Origin of the sequence: Pantoea dispersa (genome assembly GCF_019890955.1) — a bacterium.
In the GTDB taxonomy this organism is placed as follows: domain Bacteria; phylum Pseudomonadota; class Gammaproteobacteria; order Enterobacterales; family Enterobacteriaceae; genus Pantoea; species Pantoea dispersa.
Genome location: NZ_CP082346.1, coordinates 3889171 through 3908386 on the forward strand (window position 1 = coordinate 3889171; position 19216 = coordinate 3908386).

General features: G+C 56.3%; 21 protein-coding genes. 12 read left to right on the forward strand and 9 right to left on the reverse strand.

Features of this window, described 5'->3' with window-relative positions; translation table 11 throughout:
* The first annotated feature begins 1 nt into the window (after nt 1).
* Nucleotides 2-973: a lipopolysaccharide heptosyltransferase RfaC gene (rfaC, locus tag K7H94_RS18130; RefSeq protein ID WP_088516667.1), complete on the forward strand. Its 972-nt coding sequence runs from the start codon at nt 2-4 to the stop codon at nt 971-973.
* 14 nt (nt 974-987) lie between these two features.
* On the opposite strand, the gene K7H94_RS18135 is transcribed toward rfaC, so the two are convergent.
* Nucleotides 988-1953 carry a polysaccharide deacetylase family protein gene (locus K7H94_RS18135; RefSeq protein WP_166720242.1) on the reverse strand — a complete coding sequence of 322 codons (966 nt, stop codon included), beginning with the start codon at nt 1951-1953 and terminating at the stop codon, nt 988-990.
* Between the two features lie 314 nt (nt 1954-2267).
* Between K7H94_RS18135 and K7H94_RS18140 the strand changes: the two genes are divergently transcribed.
* The 8 genes from K7H94_RS18140 (at nt 2268) to coaD (ending at nt 10437) form a co-directional block, all read left to right on the forward strand.
* Nucleotides 2268-3392, forward strand: coding sequence for a glycosyltransferase (locus tag K7H94_RS18140; RefSeq protein ID WP_222952066.1), 1125 nt, complete (start codon nt 2268-2270; stop codon nt 3390-3392).
* A gap of 43 nt (nt 3393-3435) precedes the next feature.
* Nucleotides 3436-4557: a glycosyltransferase family 9 protein gene (locus tag K7H94_RS18145; RefSeq protein WP_058759423.1), complete on the forward strand. Its 1122-nt coding sequence runs from the start codon at nt 3436-3438 to the stop codon at nt 4555-4557.
* Nucleotides 4558-4588: 31 nt separating this feature from the next.
* Nucleotides 4589-5539, forward strand: a complete 951-nt coding sequence (locus K7H94_RS18150; RefSeq protein WP_058781685.1) for a glycosyltransferase — start codon at nt 4589-4591, stop codon at nt 5537-5539.
* 73 nt (nt 5540-5612) lie between these two features.
* On the forward strand, nt 5613-6689 hold the full coding sequence (gene rfaQ / locus K7H94_RS18155; protein WP_222951433.1) for a putative lipopolysaccharide heptosyltransferase III: 1077 nt from the start codon (nt 5613-5615) through the stop codon (nt 6687-6689).
* On the forward strand, nt 6682-7815 hold the full coding sequence (locus tag K7H94_RS18160) for a glycosyltransferase family 4 protein (RefSeq protein WP_222951434.1): 1134 nt from the start codon (nt 6682-6684) through the stop codon (nt 7813-7815). Before rfaQ ends, K7H94_RS18160 begins: the two co-directional genes overlap by 8 nt.
* Before the next feature lie 85 nt (nt 7816-7900).
* Nucleotides 7901-9175: a lipid IV(A) 3-deoxy-D-manno-octulosonic acid transferase gene (waaA, locus tag K7H94_RS18165; protein WP_021507071.1), complete on the forward strand. Its 1275-nt coding sequence runs from the start codon at nt 7901-7903 to the stop codon at nt 9173-9175.
* Nucleotides 9176-9178: 3 nt separating this feature from the next.
* The gene (locus tag K7H94_RS18170; RefSeq protein ID WP_222951435.1) at nt 9179-9955 is read left to right on the forward strand and encodes a glycosyltransferase family 2 protein; all 777 of its coding nucleotides are present in this window, start codon (nt 9179-9181) and stop codon (nt 9953-9955) included.
* Nucleotides 9952-10437, forward strand: coding sequence for a pantetheine-phosphate adenylyltransferase (coaD, locus tag K7H94_RS18175; RefSeq protein ID WP_021507073.1), 486 nt, complete (start codon nt 9952-9954; stop codon nt 10435-10437). The genes K7H94_RS18170 and coaD overlap by 4 nt, the downstream gene beginning before the upstream one ends.
* Here coaD and mutM read toward each other — a convergent pair whose 3' ends face one another.
* From mutM to radC, 4 genes are all read right to left on the reverse strand, one after another.
* The gene (mutM, locus tag K7H94_RS18180) at nt 10438-11247 is read right to left on the reverse strand and encodes a bifunctional DNA-formamidopyrimidine glycosylase/DNA-(apurinic or apyrimidinic site) lyase (protein WP_058759427.1); all 810 of its coding nucleotides are present in this window, start codon (nt 11245-11247) and stop codon (nt 10438-10440) included.
* Nucleotides 11248-11317: 70 nt separating this feature from the next.
* Entirely contained in the window at nt 11318-11485 is a 168-nt protein-coding gene (gene rpmG, locus K7H94_RS18185) for a 50S ribosomal protein L33 (RefSeq protein ID WP_001051798.1), read from the reverse strand.
* Between the two features lie 11 nt (nt 11486-11496).
* Nucleotides 11497-11733 (reverse strand): 50S ribosomal protein L28, encoded by a 237-nt coding sequence (gene rpmB, locus K7H94_RS18190; RefSeq protein WP_010616494.1) that lies wholly within the window; start codon nt 11731-11733, stop codon nt 11497-11499.
* Nucleotides 11734-11976: 243 nt separating this feature from the next.
* Entirely contained in the window at nt 11977-12633 is a 657-nt protein-coding gene (radC, locus tag K7H94_RS18195) for a RadC family protein (protein ID WP_021507076.1), read from the reverse strand.
* 190 nt (nt 12634-12823) lie between these two features.
* On the opposite strand from radC, the gene coaBC reads away from it, so the two are divergent.
* From coaBC to slmA, 3 genes are all read left to right on the forward strand, one after another.
* Complete coding sequence (coaBC, locus tag K7H94_RS18200; protein ID WP_222951436.1) at nt 12824-14053, forward strand: bifunctional phosphopantothenoylcysteine decarboxylase/phosphopantothenate--cysteine ligase CoaBC; 1230 nt, start codon at nt 12824-12826, stop codon at nt 14051-14053.
* Entirely contained in the window at nt 14022-14480 is a 459-nt protein-coding gene (gene dut / locus K7H94_RS18205; protein ID WP_031279631.1) for a dUTP diphosphatase, read from the forward strand. The genes coaBC and dut overlap by 32 nt, the downstream gene beginning before the upstream one ends.
* Nucleotides 14481-14595: 115 nt before the next feature.
* Nucleotides 14596-15192 (forward strand): nucleoid occlusion factor SlmA, encoded by a 597-nt coding sequence (slmA, locus tag K7H94_RS18210; RefSeq protein ID WP_021507079.1) that lies wholly within the window; start codon nt 14596-14598, stop codon nt 15190-15192.
* Nucleotides 15193-15281: 89 nt separating this feature from the next.
* Here the strand turns inward: slmA and pyrE are convergent, their stop codons facing one another.
* From pyrE to K7H94_RS18230, 4 genes are all read right to left on the reverse strand, one after another.
* A complete protein-coding gene (gene pyrE, locus K7H94_RS18215) occupies nt 15282-15923 on the reverse strand; it encodes an orotate phosphoribosyltransferase (RefSeq protein ID WP_021507081.1) in 642 nt (213 codons plus the stop codon).
* A gap of 49 nt (nt 15924-15972) precedes the next feature.
* The gene (gene rph, locus K7H94_RS18220; RefSeq protein ID WP_222951437.1) at nt 15973-16689 is read right to left on the reverse strand and encodes a ribonuclease PH; all 717 of its coding nucleotides are present in this window, start codon (nt 16687-16689) and stop codon (nt 15973-15975) included.
* A gap of 85 nt (nt 16690-16774) precedes the next feature.
* Nucleotides 16775-17179 carry a DUF3574 domain-containing protein gene (locus K7H94_RS18225; RefSeq protein ID WP_222951438.1) on the reverse strand — a complete coding sequence of 135 codons (405 nt, stop codon included), beginning with the start codon at nt 17177-17179 and terminating at the stop codon, nt 16775-16777.
* Between the two features lie 7 nt (nt 17180-17186).
* Nucleotides 17187-18959 (reverse strand): PglL family O-oligosaccharyltransferase, encoded by a 1773-nt coding sequence (locus K7H94_RS18230; RefSeq protein ID WP_222951439.1) that lies wholly within the window; start codon nt 18957-18959, stop codon nt 17187-17189.
* Nucleotides 18960-19216 lie beyond the last annotated feature (257 nt).

Below are 19216 nucleotides of genomic sequence, written 5' to 3' on the forward strand. Positions count from 1 at the left end.
CATGCACGTTTTGATTGTTAAAACCTCGTCGATGGGTGATGTGCTGCACACGTTGCCGGCGCTGACCGACGCGATGCAGGCGATTCCCGGCATTCGCTTCGACTGGGTGGTGGAAGAGAATTTTGCGCAAATTCCTGGCTGGCATCCGGCCGTCGACAAAGTTCTGCCGGTGGCGATTCGTCGCTGGCGCAAACACTGGTTTGGCAGCCAGCAGCGCGAAGAGCGCGTGCAATTCAAACGCGAGCTGCAGTCACGTCAGTACGACGTGGTGATTGATGCCCAGGGGCTGATTAAAAGCGCCGCGCTGGTGACGCGCCTGGCTAAAGGCATCAAACATGGTCAGGACAGCCGCAGCGCACGCGAACCGTTCGCCAGCTGGTGGTATGACAAGCGTCATGAGATTGGTAAGCAGCAGCACGCCGTGGAACGCACGCGCGAACTGTTCGCCAAAAGTCTGGGCTATGAAAAACCGGCCACGCAGGGCGACTATGCCATTGCCGGTCATTTTCTCGCGGCACAACCGCAGGATAGCCAACCGTATCTGGTGTTTCTGCACGCCACAACGCGCGATAACAAACACTGGCCGGAAGATCACTGGCGTCAGCTCATCGCGCGGGTTCAGCCCACTGGCCTGCGCGTCAGGCTGCCGTGGGGCGCCGAACACGAGCACCAGCGCGCGCAGCGGCTGGCAGCAGGGTTTGATCATGCAGAGGTGTTGCCGAAGCTGACGCTGGAGCAGGTGGCACAGCAGCTGGCGGGCGCCCGTGCGGTGGTCTCAGTAGATACCGGTTTGAGCCATCTGACCGCCGCGCTGGATCGCCCCAACATCACCCTGTTCGGCCCGACTGACCCGGGTCTGATTGGTGGCTACGGCAGGAATCAGCATGCGTTACGGCCCGCGCAGGGCAGCAGCAGCATGGCAGACATTCAGCCTGACGACGTGATGGCCATGCTGGCTGAGATCGCGCTGTAACGCGATTGGGCGGCTTAGCGCTGCTGTTGCTTCAGCCGGGCAAACTCCGTGAGCGTCATGCCCTGCGTCCTGGTCGCCAGCCAGCTGAACAGGCCTTCCAGATCGTCATACAGGCGTTCAATATCAGCCTCCGTTTTAAACGTGGGGCTGCCATCTGGCATAAACTCGGATGAATGCAGCATGAACTCCACATAGTCGTTGCCCTGTGCGAGCGTCTGTTCTGCCACCTGTTTCATCTGGGCCAGATTTCCCCCCACCGGACGCAGCCAGTTCACTGAAGGTCCACGCTGCCTGCCGCGGATGCCATTCCACACTTTTTTGAGCTGATTGGTGAACGCGCCATAGCGATACTGAATGCTCATTGGCAGTTCCAGCAGCGGACTGTCGCCCGGCCTGGAAATATCCTGTTCATCAAGGAAATAAGCGCGATCGGGGAAATGGCTGTAATCCGTTCCGCCCTGTCCCTGCGGTGCGCCCTGTGCATTACGCCAGCTCACGCGCGGCGTAACCGAGCAGTCAACCAGATAGCCCTGATCGATCAAGGCGCGGGCGTACACTTCATTAAATGCCCAGCGGCCGGCGCGGTGGCTGGTCATTTTACGCTGAAAAGCGTTCTCCAGCAGATCGGTCATAAAGGCGACTTTATCGCGCAGGACGTTTTCCGGATATTCGATCAGATAAGGTTGGTAACGCCACTCATCGTCGGTCAGCGCATATTCAGGTGGACTGTACCAGGCATGTAAATGCATACCGATTTCGCCCTGACCGCGCGCCAGCAGATCGCGCCCGAACTCAACATAAGCCGGGTCACTGGCCATCTCATAGTTGGTCAGCCAGGTCGGTTTAAAAGCGTATTTCTCACACAGCGCCTGGAAGCGCGGTAAAAACCGGACGTTATGGGTAGTGACCTTGCCGCTGCGATTGCGCCACAGGTTATCCCCTTCGGTATCAAGGGTAATTAAAAAGGCAGGTTTTTCCATAACTTATCCGGTGAATTACAGTGTTATAATCGCTATGGTACGCAACGCTCCTGACGGGCGCAAACTTTTCCCATGCGGGTTCAGGGGGAAGTCGATAGCGGTATAAGATTAGTTAAACTAGAATAATTTAAACTCTTCACTGGCCTGAATTTTAGCAATTAACCGAGCGCACGTTCGTGTAAAATTACCTGGCCATAAAAATAATTAATTGAATTTTCTTATATTAAGTCCTGATAGCACCGGGAATGATAGCAGCTAAGTCTTTACAGCAGACTGGCATGTAGGGGTAAAAAATTTTGTCGAAACGCATTTTAATGGTGATTGATGGCCTGCCTGGCGGCGGCGCCGAAAAAGTCGTACTGACTCTGGCGGGGGGCTTCCTCAGTCAGGGACACCAGGTTTCGATCTTCTCATTGCGGAAGGTATGTGATTACCCTATTCCGGCTGGCGTGGATTACCAGGTGATTCTTGATCGCTGTAACCACCCGTGGCGCAAGCTGACAGAAACATGGCGCCGCGCGCGCCTGCTGGATCGTGCGGTGCGCGACAGTGAAGCGCGGCACGGCAAATTTGATCTGATCCTCTCTCATCTGCATAAAACTGACCGCATTGTCAGGCAAACGCCTGCGCTCGATGGAGACAGAACCTGGTTTTGTCTGCACGGCGTGTTTTCTGCTTCGTATCTGGCACGTAAAACCGGCTTCTCGCTGTGGCTGAAGCGTCTGAAAATCCGTCACGTTTATCAGGATCGCCAAATCGTCGGGGTTTCGCAGTACGTCATCGACGATATGGTGCAAAACATTGGCGTACAGCCCCGCCAGGCCAAAGTGATCGCTAATCCTTTCGATTTTGACAGCCTCGCCCGACTGGCCGCTGAACCCTGCCCGTTAGCCGGCACCGATTTCCTGGTGCATGTGGGACGCTTCCATGAAACCAAACGCCATGACCGCCTGCTCGAAGCCTATGCCCTGAGTGGCATCACCGCGCCGCTGGTTTTGCTGGGACAGGGAAGCGAAAAAATAACGCAAAAATTGCGTGAGCAGGCGCAGAATTCAGACATTGCGGAGCGCGTGCGCTTCGAAGGTTTTCAGCGCAATCCTTATCCCTGGATACGGCACGCGCGCCTGCTGGTGGTCAGCTCCGACAGTGAAGGTTTTGGTAATGTGCTGGTCGAAGCCCTGAGCTGCGGCACCCCGGTGGTCAGTACGCGCTGTCCGGGCGGTCCTGTTTCGATCCTCACCGGCGAACTGTCACGCGGTCTGGCAGAGATGAATGCCACATCGCTGGCAGAAAAAATGCGAGAAATTTATACAACTCCCCCCAGGTTGCAACATCTGGACTTAAGCATTTATAGTTTGAGCGTTGTTTGCCAGCAATACCTGCAGCTTATTCAGGTGGCGGAGACGTCATTTTCAACCACGCAGCACGTTTCAGGTTAACAGGTCCCCCATGACGGTGTGACCGAATCATGGGGATGACTACTTGACGTACGTACTACTGTTTATTCTTTTTTCGCCGGTCAAATGGGTGATGAAGTTTGTTCATGGCCGCACCGGTAAAAACCTGGTGATACAGACCGCTAAAATTGGCGACTATATTAATATCACGCCGTTATTATCTCACCTGGGAAAAAGCGATGCCCTGCTGAGCTATAGTGTCGCCCCGCTGGCTGAACGTGACGCCACGCTGGAGCACATCTGGTATATCGAAGATCATCGCTCCGGTTTGATGAAAAAAATAAAACTGGTGTGGCAGCTGCTCAATCGCTACGACAATATTTATTTGCTGCATCCCACCAATCTCAATTTATTTATTGCCGCCTGCTGCAATGCCAGCAACAAACAATTTCTTTCCAGCTATCGGCGCAAAGGCTATCAGGGCCTGTTTTATTTAACGGCCAGCGGCGTGGTTTATCACGAGAAAAATACCTTAACGCTGGAAAATTACCTGAAACTGGCCGATCGCTCTTTTACCAAAGAGAGTTATCCCAAACATGCCACCCTGCCACTGTGGCAACCGGAAACCCTGCCCGCGGAAATTACGCAGGCGCCGGGCATCCGCATTGGTATTAGCGTAACGGCAGGGAATCAGGCCAAAACCATTCCGCCGTTAATCTGGTGTCGGCTTTTCGACCACCTGAGCGATCTCCCCTGCACTTTTTTTGCTTTCGGCGCACCGAATGAACAATCACGCGTTCAGGAGTTGTTTAAAGTTGCCGGTCAGCGAAACAATCTGGTGAGTCTGGTAGGTAAAATTCCGCTCGAGGCGCTGCCTGCCGCCATTAACGAGATGGATTTCTATATCGCCTCGGATTCCGGCAATGTGTATATTGCCGACGCGCAACAGGTACCGGTGATTTTAATTTATGGTCCCTGCTGCGTAGAGGAGCAAAGGCCGCTGGGTGACGTGCTCTTAATTGGCCCGAACCACATAGCGCCCTCTTCGTTTGTGTTCGCTGCGCAATACAAATTTGCCCATCCGGTTGAACAGCTGTTTGAGCTGGATGAACGCAAGCTAAATGATATCCATGATTTTATCCGCACCCGGCAGCAGCAGCGCCTGGCGCGACGGAACAACGAAGAACATGACAGCGCAGCCCGATAGCTCATCCCCGCTACTCAGTCTCATTATCCCGATGTTTAACGCTGGTGCTGATTTTACTGGCTGTATCAATGCATTGCTGGCGCAAACCCTGACGTCGCTGGAGATCATCATTGTTGACGATGGCTCCACCGACGGTTCCGGCGAGCGCGCCGACGCGCTGGCGCAGCAGTACCCGCATATTCAGGTGATTCATCAGCCGAACGGTGGCGTGTCGCGTGCGCGTAATGCCGGGCTGGCCGTGGCGCGGGGTAAATACGTCAGCTTTCCCGACGCCGACGACACCATGGACCCGGCGATGTACCAGACGCTGGTCGACATGGCGGAGCGCGATCGGCTGGACGCTGCGCAGTGCAACGCCGAGTGGTTTTTCAAGGCCAGCCAGACAATTAAGCCGATGATTCCGCGGGATCGTCTCACCAGCACCGATGTATTAAGCGGGCCGGAGTGGCTCAACAAGGCGCTGAAAACCCGGCGTTACCTGCACGTCGTGTGGCTCGGTATCTACCGCCGTGAGCTGATCGAACAGCTTAATCTGCAGTTTGAACCCGGTCTGCATCATCAGGACATCCCGTGGACCACCGAGTTCATGCTCAACGTTAAGCGCGTGCGCTACACCGATCGGGTGCTGTATCGCTACTACATGCACGATGCGTCGATCAGCAACCGCAAGCGCACCGGCCAGCACAACGTCGACTATCAGCGTCACTACCTGAAAATCGCGCGCATGCTGGAAGAGATCAACACGCGCTATCGTCACAAGGTGAAGATTTACCCGAGCTTCCACGCGCAGATTACCCGCGAAGCGCTCAGCGTGTGCCACGCTATCCGGCGCGAACCGGACGCCGCAGCGCGCCAGGCAATGATCGCCGATCTGTTTAGCAGTCAGACGCACAAACGCATGCTGCGCAATGCGCGCGGCGCGCGTCAGTGGTATCAGCTGCTGCTGTGGCTGAGCCGCATTTATCGCTGGCGCAATAAATAAGCGCCCGCCGCGGCTTTAACCCCTCCAGGGTTTGCCCTACAATCAGCTCACTGAATTTTGAGATGATTTGAGTATGGCAAGCCCGATTCCAGCCCACTTTGCACCGCAAAATATTTTGCTGATAAAGCTGCGTCATCATGGCGATATGCTGCTGACCACGCCTGCCATCAATGCGCTGCGCCAGCGCTATCCGCAGGCCAACATTGATGTGCTGCTGTATAAAGAGACGCGGCCGATGCTGGAAGCGCATCCGGCGATCCGTCAGCTGCATATCATCGATCGCAACTGGAAAAAGGAAGGCGGCTGGCAGAAGTTTCGCCATGAGGTCGCGCTGGTGCGGTCGGTGCGCGCCTGCCATTACGATATGGTGATTAATCTGGCCGACCAGTGGCGCAGCGCCATTATTACCGGCCTGTCCGGTGCCCCGGTGCGCATTGGCTTTGCGTACCGCAAGCGCGACAACGCGTTCTGGCGCTGGTGCCATAACCAGCTGGTTTCCACCGACCGTCACCATCAGCTGCACACCGTGGAACAAAACATGACGGCGCTGCAGCCGCTCGGCATTCCCACCGCCGGGGCGACAGCCTCCATGCATTTCAGCACCGCCGACCAGCAAAAAGTGCAGGATGTCCTCGCTCAGCAGTCGATTACCGGCCCGTTTGTGGTGCTGCAGCCCACCTCGCGCTGGGTTTTTAAGTGCTGGGAAGATGAAAAGGTGGCGCAGCTGATTGATGCGCTGGCCGCTGATGGTCGCAGCGTGGTGCTGACCGCCGCGCCCGATCAGAAAGAGCTGGCGATGATCGCCCATATCCAGTCGCTGTGCCGCACGCCGAACGTGGTGTCGCTGGCGGGCCAGCTCTCGCTGCCGCAGCTGGCGGCGCTGATCGACGCCGCACAGCTGTTTATTGGCGTCGATTCCGCACCGATGCACATGGCTGCGGCGCTGCAGACGCCGTGCCTGGCGCTGTTCGGCCCGACCAAGCTGCAGCACTGGCGCCCGTGGGGCGACAATAACCGCGTTATCTGGGCAGGCGACTATGCGCCGCTGCCGTCACCGGATTCGATCAATACCAATACCGAGCAGCGCTATCTGAATGCCATCCCGGTTGAGGATGTGCTTGCCGCCGCCAGGAGCCTTTTGCATGACTAAGTTACGGCTGGCGATTGTCCGGCAGAAATACCGGCCGGACGGCGGTGCCGAGCGCTTTATCTCACGTGCGCTGGAAGCGCTGGACGGCGAGCAGCTCGATCTCAACATTATTACCCGCAGCTGGCAGGGCACGCCGAACCCGGCCTGGCACCTGCACATCTGCAATCCGGCAAAATTCGGCCGCATTTCGCGTGAACGCGGCTTTGCCCGCGCGGCGCGCGCCTGCTGGGAGCGGGAAAAGTTCGATATCGTACAGAGCCACGAGCGCATCGCTGGCTGCGATATTTTCCGCGCCGGCGACGGTGTGCATCGCGTATGGCTGGAGCAGCGCGCGCGCATTGTTTCGCCGTGGCAGCGGCTGAGCGCCAGCCTGAGCCCGTACCATCGCTATGTGCTGCAGGCGGAAGCGGAGATGTTCAACGCGCCCTCGCTGAAAGCGGTAATCTGTAATTCACACATGGTGAAGCAGGATATTTTGCGTCACTTCGCGCTGGATGCCAGCAAAATCCATGTGATTCACAACGCCATTGATAGCCAGCGTTTTCAGCCTGCCAGCGATACGCTGCGTCACGCCGCGCGTCAGCGACTCAACCTGCCGCAGGACGCCACGGTGATGATCTACGTCGGCTCCGGCTTCGAACGCAAAGGGCTAAAGGCCGCTATTGAAGCGGTCGCTAATAGCGATCGCTACCTGGTGGTGGTCGGCCAGGACAAACAGCTGGCGCGCTATCAGCAGCTGGCGAACCAGCTTAACTGTCTTGACCGCCTGCGCTTTGCGGGCGTGCAGCAGGACGTTCAGCCGTTTTATCATGCTGCCGATGCGCTGCTGTTGCCAACGCTGTACGATCCGTTCCCCAATGTGGTGCTGGAAGCGATGGCCTGCGGGCTGGCAATCATTACCAGCACCGGCTGCGGCGGCGCAGAATTTATCACCAACGGTGAACAGGGTTTTGTCTGCGATGCGTTGGATATCAAAGCGTTAAACGAAGCGGTAATGGCAACGCCTGCACTTTCGCACAATCCGGCGCTGGGCGAAGCCGCACGTCGCAAAATTGAACCTTATGGTCCGCAAAGACTGGCGCAGGCGCTGACTTCGCTTTATCAGCACGTCCTGCAAACCCGTTGACGAAGTGGTATGAGCAGGCGGTCAGTTTCTGTTAACATGCCGCCTTTACTGTGTTTTTTGACGCGAACTGGTCGTAACCTTAACTATGACGACTCTCTATACAGCCCTGCTTTATCTGATTCAGCCACTGATCTGGCTGCGCCTGTGGCTGCGCGGTCGAAAAGCACCGGCCTATCGTAAACGCTGGGCGGAACGCTACGGCTACTGCAGCGGTAAAGTAGCGCCACACGGCATCGTGCTGCACTCGGTTTCGGTCGGTGAAACGCTCGCCGCCGTGCCGCTGGTGCGCGCGTTGCGTCATCGCTATCCGACGCTGCCCATTACCGTGACCACCATGACGCCCACCGGCTCCGAGCGCGCCCAGTCGGCGTTTGGCAAAGATGTGCACCATGTTTATCTGCCGTACGATTTGCCCGGTTCAATCAACCGTTTCCTCGATACCGTCGACCCGCGGCTGGTGATTATCATGGAAACCGAGCTGTGGCCGAACATCATTCGCATTCTGCATCAGCGCCAGATTCCGCTGGTGATTGCCAATGCGCGCCTGTCTGAACGCTCCGCCAGAGGTTATAAAAAGCTCGGCGGTTTCATGCGTGACCTGCTGCAGCGCATTACGCTGATCGCCGCGCAGAACGTTGAGGACGGCGATCGTTTCCTCAGCCTCGGCCTGAAGCGCTCGCACCTGGCCGTGACCGGCAGTCTCAAGTTTGATATCTCCGTCACGCCGGAACTGGCAGCACGCGCAGTGACGCTGCGCCGCCAGTGGGCATCGCGCCGGCCGGTGTGGATCGCCACCAGCACGCACGAAGGCGAAGAGGCCATCGTGCTCGACGCCCATCGTCGCCTGCTGCAACAGTTCCCGGATCTGCTGCTGATTCTGGTGCCGCGCCATCCGGAACGCTTTAAAGATGCCTGCAACCTGACGCAAAAACGCGGCTTCAGCTTTACCCTGCGCAGCAGCGGCGAGATCCCCTCCAGCGCCACGCAGGTGGTGATTGGCGATACCATGGGCGAACTGATGCTGCTGTACGGCATCGCCGATCTGGCCTTTGTCGGCGGCAGCCTGGTGGAGCGCGGCGGCCATAATCCGCTCGAGCCCGCTGCGCATGCCATTCCGGTGCTGATGGGCCCGCACATCTGGAACTTCAAAGATATCTGCGCCCGTCTGCAGCAGGCGGAAGGGCTGATTACCGTTACTGATGTGGTGTCGCTGGAAAAAGAAGTGGCGAACCTGCTGCAGGATGACGATTATCGCCGCTACTACGGCCGCCACGCGGTAGACGTGCTGCACCAGAATCAGGGCGCACTGCAGCGTCTGCTACAGTTACTCGAACCGCATCTGCCTCCACGAGCCCATTAACGCATGTCGCAACGCCAACGTCTCTCCGTAGTGATGATCGCCAAAAACGAAGCTGAACTCCTTCCGGAGGCGCTGGTTTCCGTCAGCTGGGCAGATGAAATCATTCTGCTGGATTCGGGCAGCAGCGATGCGACCATCGAGGTGGCACGCGCGCACGGTGCGCAGGTCTATCAGGCAGACGGCTGGGCCGGCTTTGGTAAGCAGCGTCAGCGCGCCCAGGCCTTTGCCAGCGGCGATATGATTCTGATGCTGGATGCCGATGAACGGGTTACGCCAGAACTGCGCCGTGCCATTGAGCAGGTGCTGACACAGCCGCCCAGCGATAAGGTTTACAGCCTCGGGCGCAGTAATCTGTTTCTCGGCCGCTTTATGCGCCACAGCGGCTGGTATCCCGACCGCGTGCTGCGCCTCTATCCTCGCCATCTGCGCTATAACGACAATCTGGTGCACGAATCGCTGGAGACGCAGGGCACGCCGTTGGTGGCGCTGCCGGGTGATTTGCAACACCTGACCTGCCGCGACCTGATTGCCTTCCAGCGCAAGCAGATGAACTATGCCGAAGCCTGGGCGCAGGAGCGCTTTCAGCGCGGCAAGCGCTGCAGTATTCTCTCTGTTTTCAGCCACACCGCAGGCGCGTTTATTAAGACGCTGCTGCTGCGCGCCGGCTTTCTCGATGGTAAACAGGGCTGGATTCTGGCGGTGGTCAACGCACAATACACCTTTAACAAATACTCGGCGCTCTGGGCGCTGCATCACACCTCAACACAGGGCCGCGTATGAGCACTAAAGCGATTTATCCCGGCACGTTTGACCCGATGACGCTGGGCCATCTGGATATCGTCACGCGCGCCGCGCAGATGTTTGATCGCATCGTGCTGGCGATTGCCGCCAGCCCGAGTAAGAAGCCGCTGTTTAGCCTTGATGAACGTGTCGATCTGGCGCGCCAGGTTACGGCCCATCTGCCAAATGTTGAGGTGGTTGGCTTTAGCGATTTGATGGCGAACTTTGCCCAGGCGCAGAACGCGAACGTGCTGGTGCGCGGTCTGCGTGCGGTATCGGACTTTGAGTATGAGCTGCAGCTGGCGCACATGAACCGTCATCTGCTGCCCACGCTGGAGAGCGTGTTTCTGATGCCGTCCGAAGGTTTCTCATTTGTTTCGTCGTCGCTGGTCAAGGAAGTGGCGCGCCATCAGGGCGATGTGCAGGCATTTCTGCCTGCCGTGGTGCATCAGGCGCTGCTGGCGAAGCTGGCGCAGCCGTAATCAGTGCTGGCAGCGTGGACACCAGAAGGTGCTGCGCTGGCCGTGTTTACCGCTGAGGATCGGCGTACCGCAGGCGCGACAGGGCTCGCCGGTACGGCCATACACCTGCAGCTGCTGCGCAAAATAGCCCGGCTTACCGTCGGTCTGCAGGAAATCACGCAGCGTGGTGCCGCCCTGCTCAATCGAACGCAGCAGTACGGCTTTGATGGTGTTCGCCAGCAGTTCCGCTTCCGCTTCACTCAGGCTCATCGCCGGACGATCGGGTAAGATCCCGGCGGTAAACAGCGATTCGCTGGCATAGATGTTCCCCACGCCCACCACCACTTTGTTATCCATCAGCCACTGCTTGATCACCGTGCGTTTGCCGCGCGACTTTTCATACAGATACCCGCCGCTGAAGGCATCACTCAGCGGTTCCGGCCCGAGGTGCGCCAGCACGCTGCTGCCTTCCGGATCGGTAGTCCACAGCCAGGCGCCAAAACGCCGCGGATCGGTATAGCGCAGCACTTTGCCATTGCTCATCACCAAATCAACGTGGTCGTGCTTCGCAGCCGGCATTTCGCCGGGCAGGACGCGCAGGCTGCCGGACATGCCAAGATGAATGATAATCCAGCCGTGCGGCAGCTCCAGCAGCAAATACTTGGCGCGGCGCTGTACGCTGAGCACCGGCTGGTCGCTCAGCGCGTGGATTTCATGGGAAACCGGCCAGCGCAGACGCGGATTGCGCACAATGGCATGCAGAATGGTTTCTCCCACCAGGTGAGGTTCTATACCGCGTCGGCTGGTTTCTACCTCAGGTAATTCAGGCATCTCATCTCCTCAACGTAGCGCAGAAACAAAAAACCCGGCCGGAGCCGGGTTTTTCGCAAGAACACCAAAATTACTTAATTTTGGCTTCTTTGTAGATCACGTGCTGACGTACAACCGGATCGAACTTTTTCAGTTCCAGTTTCTCAGGTTTAGTACGTTTGTTCTTCGTGGTGGTATAGAAGTGACCTGTACCAGCAGAGGAAACCAGCTTGATCTTCTCACGAATACCTTTAGCCATGATTCAGTTCCTTAGTACTTCTCACCACGGGCGCGGATTTCGGCCAGAACCGTATCGATGCCCTTTTTATCAATAACACGCATACCTTTAGCAGATACACGCAGAGTAACGAAGCGCTTCTCGCTCTCAACCCAGAAACGGTGAGAGTGCAGGTTCGGCAGGAAACGGCGTTTCGTCGCGTTCATTGCGTGGGAACGGTTGTTACCGGTCACCGGACGCTTTCCAGTTACCTGGCAGACTCGTGACATTTCTATTCTCCAAAAATCAAATCAGCTCGAGCTTTAAAAACTAGGTTTTGGCCGCCTCGTCAGGCCTTAGCCCGCCCAGGCGAGTTCCATGTGAACCCGCTAAGCTGGCCCAAACGCCAAACCCGAGATTCTCAAAGGTGGCGTAGTATACGCCGCTAAGCCGAAGTGCTCAAGTCCCGAACAGATAAAGATCCCTCCGGATCGCGCAAAAACGCCGGATTTCTGCCCAGTTGACGCCGCGAATTACAGCCAGCCGCGCTCAGCGAAAGAGGTAAACTCGCCGTGACCAATCACCAGATGATCTAATAAGCGGATATTCAGCAGCGCGCAGGCCTGCGCCACCTTGCTGGTAATCTCGCGATCGGCACGGCTCGGTTCCGCCATGCCGGACGGATGATTGTGCGCCAGTATCACCGCCGCCGCGTTGAGCTTTAGCGCCTCACGCACGATTTCACGCGGATGCACTTCCACGCTGGCAATGGAGCCGGAAAACATCTTCTGCGCCTGCAGAACGCGGTGCTGGTTATCCAGAAACAGCGCCATAAAGATTTCACGCTCCTGATGTGCCAGCACGCTTTGCAGGTAGTGGCGCGTGACCTGCGGATTCTCCATCACATTTTCGCGCGCCAGCTGGCTGGCAAAAAAGCGCCGCCCCAGTTCCGCAATGGCATGCAGTTGCGTCATTTTGGCGCTGCCGACGCCCTTTATCTGCCCGAGCTCCTCTTTACTGGCGGTCATGATGCGATACAGCGAACCGAATTCATTCAGCATCAGCCGCGCCAGCCCCATCACGCTGTTGCCGCGCGTGCCGGTACGTAAAAAGATCGCCAGCAGTTCGGCATCGCTTAGCGCCTCGGCGCCCAGCAGCGTCAGTTTTTCCCGTGGTGCCAGTTCCGTCATCGTTCCGCCCTCCCTGCAATGCCGCCATTCTGCGCCGGTGCATTGCAGGCCACCAGCGGCGCGTGACAAATTCCAGAGCCGGCTCGCAAAGGGCGCAGGCAGTGAAAAGGCGGGTCGCCGATTTTGTGATAAAGTTGCCTGCATCTGTCGCGCCAGGCGCGGCACTCTGCGTTGAAGTGAGGCAAACAACATGATGGGATTAGCCGGAAAAAAAATTCTGCTGGGCGTCAGTGGCGGCATCGCGGCCTATAAAGCACCGGAACTGGTGCGCCGTCTGCGCGATCGCGGCGCGGATGTCCGCGTGATGATGACCGATGCAGCCAAAGCCTTTATTATGCCGCTCAGTCTGCAGGCGGTTTCCGGCTATCCGGTATTTGATGACCTGCTCGACCCGGCGGCCGAAGCGGCGATGGGCCATATCGAACTGGCAAAATGGGCCGATTTGATTGTGCTTGCGCCCGCAACCGCCGATCTGATTGCACGCATTACCGCCGGCATGGCAAACGACCTGGTCACCACCGCCTGCCTGGCCAGCGCGGCACCGGTCGCCATCGTGCCGGCCATGAACCAGCAGATGTACCGCGCGGCAGTCACGCAGGAGAATCTGCAGCGTCTGGCGCAGCGCGGCGTGCTGGTCTGGGGACCGGACAGCGGCAGCCAGGCGTGCGGTGATATCGGCCCGGGTCGCATGCTGGACCCGCTGGCCATCGTTGCGCATGCGCTGGAATGGGCCGCGCCCGTCAACGATCTGCAACATCTCAACATTATGATCACCGCCGGTCCGACGCGTGAAGCGCTGGATCCGGTGCGCTATATCAGTAATCACAGCTCCGGCAAGATGGGCTATGCGGTTGCTGCGGCGGCGGCAAAGCGCGGCGCAAACGTGACGCTGGTTTCCGGTCCGGTGAACTTAGCCACGCCCGCCGGCGTGACGCGCATTGATGTCAACAGCGCACTGGAGATGGAAGCGGCGGTGATGGCGCAAATCAGCCAACAAGATATTTTCATTGCCAGCGCAGCCGTGGCAGACTACCGGGCGGCAAACATTGCCGCAGAGAAAATTAAAAAACAGGGTGGCGATGATAACGTCACGCTGCAGCTGGTGAAGAACCCGGATATTGTCGCAGGCGTCGCGGCGCTCAAAGTGCAGCGCCCTTTCGTGGTGGGATTTGCTGCCGAAACCCAGAATGTGGAAGAATACGCGCGGCAAAAACGGGTGCGGAAAAACCTGGACCTGATTTGCGCCAATGATGTGGCGCAGGCCGGGCAGGGCTTCAATAGCGACACCAATGCTCTTCACCTTTTTTGGCAGGAGGGAGAGAAAGTCTTACCGCTCAGTGATAAGACGCTCCTTGGCCAACAATTAATAGACGAGATTGTCAGCCGTTATGATGAAAAAAATCGACGTAAAAATACTTGATGCGCGCGTAGGCAAGGAATTCCCACTACCCACCTATGCGACCTCTGGCTCCGCGGGTCTCGATCTGCGCGCCTGCCTTGATGACGCACTGGAAATCGCACCGGGCATGACCACGCTGGTGCCGACCGGCCTGGCGATTCACATTGCCGATCCGTCACTGGCTGCCGTCATCCTGCCGCGCTCCGGTCTCGGTCACAAACACGGCATCGTACTGGGTAACCTGGTGGGGCTGATTGACTCCGACTATCAGGGCCAGCTGATGGTTTCAGTGTGGAACCGTGGCCAGGATAGCTTCACGCTGCAGCCTGGCGATCGCCTGGCTCAGCTGGTGTTTGTACCGGTGGTGCAGGCCGAATTTAACCTGGTGGAAGATTTTGACGCCAGCGATCGCGGCGCAGGCGGTTTCGGTCACTCTGGCCGTCAGTAATACGCTCACTTTTCGCATAGCCATCTTTTTATTTCTTGTCGCCACAGGCCGCTTTATCTGTGGCAGATAAGGCAGTATTGCCTGTTTTTGGTGAATTTCAGGGGTGTTGAAGGTCATGGCAGAAAAAAAAGTCGCGAAACGGAATCGTCGCGAAGAGATTTTGCAGGCGCTGGCGCAAATGCTGGAGTCGGGCGATGGCAGTCAGCGTATCACCACCGCCAAGCTGGCCGCCAATGTCGGCGTTTCGGAAGCGGCGTTATATCGCCACTTTCCCAGCAAAACGCGCATGTTTGATAGCCTGATTGAGTTTATTGAAGACAGTCTGATTACCCGCATCAATCTGATCCTGAAAGATGAAAAAGAGACGATGGCGCGTCTGCGCCTGATCGTGCAATTACTGCTGGGATTTGGTGAGCGTAATCCAGGGCTGACGCGCATCCTGACCGGCCACGCGCTGATGTTTGAACAGGATCGCCTGCAGGGGCGTATTAATCAGCTGTTTGAGCGTATCGAAGTTCAGCTGCGCCAGGTGATGAAAGAGAAGAAGATGCGCGACGGCGAAGGTTTCCAGACCGATGAGACGCTGCTCGCCAGCCAGCTGCTGGCGTTCTGCGAAGGTTTGCTGTCACGCTATGTGCGCTCGGAGTTCCGTTATCGTCCGACCGCCGATTTCGACAGCCGCTGGCCGTTGATTGCCGCACAGCTGGTTTAATACGCACAGCGGATTTGTAGCGGCGCGATTCAGCGCGCAATAAATTGCGCCGCTACGCTATCGTGCGGCGCTGACTACCGCAGCAAACCTTAAATACCGTACTCTTTGCGATACGCCTTCACCTTCGCCAGATGGTCGGCCATCTCTGGCTTCTCCGCCAGGTAATCAATCAGCTCGCTCAGCGTAATGATCGCCGTGACCTTGCACTGATAATCGCGCTCCACTTCCTGAATCGCGGAAATCTCGCCACGGCCGCGCTCCTGGCGGTCGAGTGAGATCAGCACGCCGGCCAGCGTGGCGTTGTGGGCATTGATGATGTCCATCGATTCACGAATTGCCGTGCCGGCGGTGATCACATCATCAACCAGCATCACTTTGCCCTGCAGCGGACTGCCCACCAGTAAACCGCCTTCGCCGTGATCTTTGGCCTCTTTACGGTTAAAACAGTACGGCACATCGCGGTCATGATGATCGGCCAGCGCCACGGCAGTAGTGGTCGCAATCGGAATGCCTTTATAAGCCGGGCCAAACAGCAGGTCGAAATCGACGCCGCCATCCACCAGCGCCTGCGCATAGAAACGGCCCAGCAGCGCTAAATCGCGCCCGGTATTGAACAGACCGGCATTAAAGAAATAGGGACTTTTACGGCCGGACTTCAGGGTAAACTCACCAAACTTCAGCACCCCTTTGTTCAGGGCGAACTCAATAAACTGACGCTGCCAGGCTTTCATTTCTCACTCCTCAAATAAAGAAAAGGCGACTCTGTGGTCGCCTGTTACATCAATCAATTAACGCCGCTTTCTGCGCCTGAATCAGTTGCTCAATGCCGCCGCGCGCCAGCGCCAGCAGCTGCAACAATTCGTCATGGCTGAACGGCTCGCCTTCTGCGGTGCCCTGCACCTCAATCATGCGGCCATCTTCGGTCATCACCACATTCATATCCGTTTCAGCGGCGGAGTCTTCGACATACTCTAAATCGCACACCGCTTCACCGGCTACGATGCCGACCGAGATCGCCGCCACCATACCTTTCAGCGGGCTGGCTTTCAGTTTACCGGCTGCCACCAGCGCGTTCAGCGCATCCGCCAGCGCCACGCAGGCACCGGTGATCGCCGCGGTGCGCGTGCCGCCGTCGGCCTGAATCACGTCGCAGTCCAGCGTGATGGTGAATTCACCCAGCGCCTGCAGATCAACCGCCGCACGCAGCGAGCGGGCGATAAGGCGCTGAATTTCCAGCGTACGTCCGCCCTGCTTGCCTTTGGCGGCTTCACGCGCCATACGGCTGTGCGTCGAACGCGGCAGCATGCCATATTCAGCGGTTACCCAGCCCTGACCTTTGCCTTTGAGAAAACGCGGCACGCCCTCTTCAACGGTCGCGGTGCACAGGACTTTGGTTTCGCCGAACTCGACAAGAACCGAGCCTTCCGCATGTTTGGTAAAGTGACGAGTGAGGGTGACGGAACGTACTTCAGAAGTGCTACGGCCTGCTGGACGCATGGTTTCTCTCCGGCTTGCTTGGGTTTGGCTGCGCATTATACGGACTTCACAGGCGGCTGTCCTGCCCGCGTGCAGGCAGCGCGTGTTACAGCGCCGCGCACACCAGCGAGTCGATACGCGTTACCGGTTGTGTCGCAAAACGATTTTTAAACTTATCGCGCAGCGTGTTAATGCTTTCGGAGCTGGCCCGATCCGCCGGATGAAGCAATACCAGTACCTTGCGATTGCCCTGCGGGCCGCGGGCATCGAAAATCGTCAGCGGCGAGGGAAAGTGCGGCGTGATGTCGCGTTCAGCAAACTGCGACCAGGCCGCTGCGCCAGCGGAGGACGGCAGGTCAAACCACAGCGTGGTTTGCATCATCATCTCGCCGGCCCCGCACACGGCCACGGGCGCGGTGTGCGGCGGAATAACCTGCGGGGTGGGCGGAGAAGTCTGACATCCGCTTAACATCATGGCGAAGCCCAGCGGCCTCATCCATTTATTCAACATCTTAGCCTCAGAAGTTGCCTGTCTCATCTGTCACAGCATAGGCCGCCGATGACCATTCCGTCATCATTTTTGCCTTCAGCTGCAGCAGGCTTTCATCTGTTGGATAGAGAGTCAGCGCCTGACGCAGCAGCCTGCGCGAGCGCTGATAGTGACGCAGATGCCACTCAATCATCACCGCATTCCGGAACACGTTGAGATCGTTATGGCGCTCCAGCCACAGCGATGACTGCTGCACAAAGCGCGCCAGCAGGCGCTCATCCCGCGTCTGGTTGTAGCGCATCAGGCAATGCACCATTTCGCCGAACTCATAGCGCTCGCCCTGAATCCACGGATTCCACAGCTGATCGCGTGAAGGGTACGAGAGGAACTGACCGCGCTCCGCCTGGATGAGCAGCGCGTTGGTCTGCAGGCCGCTGAAGAAAAAAACGGAAACGCCCAGAGTCAATATGGCCAGTGTCAGCCGCAACGAAAAATGTCTCCGCTTTTCTTTACAAGCGGAAAGAGTGGCATCGTCTTCTGATGAGCGCAGCGCCAGATGACCTAATAATAATAGCAACCATAAATGTGGCAAAGATTGATAGAGGGGAAACTCAAGCATGGTATGCAAAACGACAGGAAGGGTAAGACTCCACAAAAGCTGTCGCTCAACATTATTTCTCAGCTTCCACAATGGCAAAAACCATGAAATTAAAATGGCCATCAGTCCTGTAAAGGCCAACACCCCACCTTCAATCCAGTAATAAAGAATCTCGTTATGAGGATGAACAACATCGAAAGAATTTTTATAGGCGTGCGCATCCATGCGTATTCTGGCAAAGTCATGCTCGAATGAACCAAAACCCCAACCACTAAATGGCTTTGCCATAATCATTTCTACAGAATGTAACCACAGCTCAAAGCGTGCCACATTTGAGCCAGTATACTCTCTGGTTCCCAAAGATATTTGATAGCGCACAATGCTTGCAATGACAGCACCTAACACGATGACAAATATGATTTTTATCAGTTTGATACGAACCTGCGGCGAGCTGATTATTAAAATAATCGACAATGCTAGCAAAAAGCCTAACATACCTGTCCGTGACTGAGTGAGAAACAATGCCACGCTAATAACTAATGCGGACATAGAAATTATTAATGGGAAATTTTTATCGTTTTTAATCCATAGCCAGACCGAACAAATAAGCCCGGTGGCGAGGAAACTTGCTAAAACGTTAACCTGCTGAAAAATACCGTAGGGCCTGATTGCTGAAGGTTCAAACCTGAACTCCAGCATAGAATGTAACAATGAGGGGAAAGTTATCTGAAGAATAGAAAGAACAGACTGTAAAACCGCGAATAAAACGATTCCGGTTAACAAAGTGATTTGTTGATTACGAAGCTGGGGAACCTGATTAAGCACCAGCCATAATATAAAAATAAAGCCGAGATTTAAAAAGCGAAAAACCCCAGAAATAAGCGCATGGTCACTTTCCTGCAAAAGAACGGCCAGAGCTATGCAAAATAACATGAATAACTGTGCATGCGTCATATTATTATCATCAAGTAGCGTCGCAAGGCGGAACTTTCGCGTTAACAAAATGCCCGTTACAAATAATGCCAGAAGCCCAGCCGTCATTAAGTTTAAAGGAAGAGCATATGATGATCCTCCATTGTTAGGTATGTAAATCAAGGTTGGAGCAAAAACCGCCAGGCAGGCTATTGACGCTACAGGAACATGGTTTGATGCAGCGCTAAAAATGTCATGGGTATATTTTTTTATATCGCTAAAAAAAGACATCAGACCAGCACCTCTACGCGCCTCAGATAAATACCAGGAGAGAAAGCAACAAAGCAACATCTTTACTCATTATCCGGACATCCTCCGGCATTAATAAATAACAGCTAAAATTTCGACTAAACAGACTATAACATCTGGGATATGTGAATTTTGTGAAAAAATCAAAAATTAATTGTCAAAGTCTGAATTTAATGTGATTAGTTCTGAATGGCCAACATTCAGGATTGCCTGTAAGTCAACGCATGCCTGAAAGATGG

What these genes read in the sequence shown, in the direction of transcription:
- rfaC (WP_088516667.1), top strand. Translation starts at nt 2, where the DNA reads ATGCACGTTTTGATTGTTAAAACCTCGTCGATGGGTGATGTGCTGCAC.
- K7H94_RS18135 (WP_166720242.1), bottom strand. Translation starts at nt 1,953, where the DNA reads ATGGAAAAACCTGCCTTTTTAATTACCCTTGATACCGAAGGGGATAAC.
- K7H94_RS18140 (WP_222952066.1), top strand. Translation starts at nt 2,268, where the DNA reads ATGGTGATTGATGGCCTGCCTGGCGGCGGCGCCGAAAAAGTCGTACTG.
- K7H94_RS18150 (WP_058781685.1), top strand. Translation starts at nt 4,589, where the DNA reads ATGTTTAACGCTGGTGCTGATTTTACTGGCTGTATCAATGCATTGCTG.
- rfaQ (WP_222951433.1), top strand. Translation starts at nt 5,613, where the DNA reads ATGGCAAGCCCGATTCCAGCCCACTTTGCACCGCAAAATATTTTGCTG.
- K7H94_RS18160 (WP_222951434.1), top strand. Translation starts at nt 6,682, where the DNA reads ATGACTAAGTTACGGCTGGCGATTGTCCGGCAGAAATACCGGCCGGAC.
- waaA (WP_021507071.1), top strand. Translation starts at nt 7,901, where the DNA reads ATGACGACTCTCTATACAGCCCTGCTTTATCTGATTCAGCCACTGATC.
- K7H94_RS18170 (WP_222951435.1), top strand. Translation starts at nt 9,179, where the DNA reads ATGTCGCAACGCCAACGTCTCTCCGTAGTGATGATCGCCAAAAACGAA.
- coaD (WP_021507073.1), top strand. Translation starts at nt 9,952, where the DNA reads ATGAGCACTAAAGCGATTTATCCCGGCACGTTTGACCCGATGACGCTG.
- mutM (WP_058759427.1), bottom strand. Translation starts at nt 11,247, where the DNA reads ATGCCTGAATTACCTGAGGTAGAAACCAGCCGACGCGGTATAGAACCT.
- rpmG (WP_001051798.1), bottom strand. Translation starts at nt 11,485, where the DNA reads ATGGCTAAAGGTATTCGTGAGAAGATCAAGCTGGTTTCCTCTGCTGGT.
- rpmB (WP_010616494.1), bottom strand. Translation starts at nt 11,733, where the DNA reads ATGTCACGAGTCTGCCAGGTAACTGGAAAGCGTCCGGTGACCGGTAAC.
- radC (WP_021507076.1), bottom strand. Translation starts at nt 12,633, where the DNA reads ATGACGGAACTGGCACCACGGGAAAAACTGACGCTGCTGGGCGCCGAG.
- coaBC (WP_222951436.1), top strand. Translation starts at nt 12,824, where the DNA reads ATGATGGGATTAGCCGGAAAAAAAATTCTGCTGGGCGTCAGTGGCGGC.
- dut (WP_031279631.1), top strand. Translation starts at nt 14,022, where the DNA reads ATGATGAAAAAAATCGACGTAAAAATACTTGATGCGCGCGTAGGCAAG.
- slmA (WP_021507079.1), top strand. Translation starts at nt 14,596, where the DNA reads ATGGCAGAAAAAAAAGTCGCGAAACGGAATCGTCGCGAAGAGATTTTG.
- pyrE (WP_021507081.1), bottom strand. Translation starts at nt 15,923, where the DNA reads ATGAAAGCCTGGCAGCGTCAGTTTATTGAGTTCGCCCTGAACAAAGGG.
- rph (WP_222951437.1), bottom strand. Translation starts at nt 16,689, where the DNA reads ATGCGTCCAGCAGGCCGTAGCACTTCTGAAGTACGTTCCGTCACCCTC.
- K7H94_RS18225 (WP_222951438.1), bottom strand. Translation starts at nt 17,179, where the DNA reads ATGTTGAATAAATGGATGAGGCCGCTGGGCTTCGCCATGATGTTAAGC.
- K7H94_RS18230 (WP_222951439.1), bottom strand. Translation starts at nt 18,959, where the DNA reads ATGTCTTTTTTTAGCGATATAAAAAAATATACCCATGACATTTTTAGC.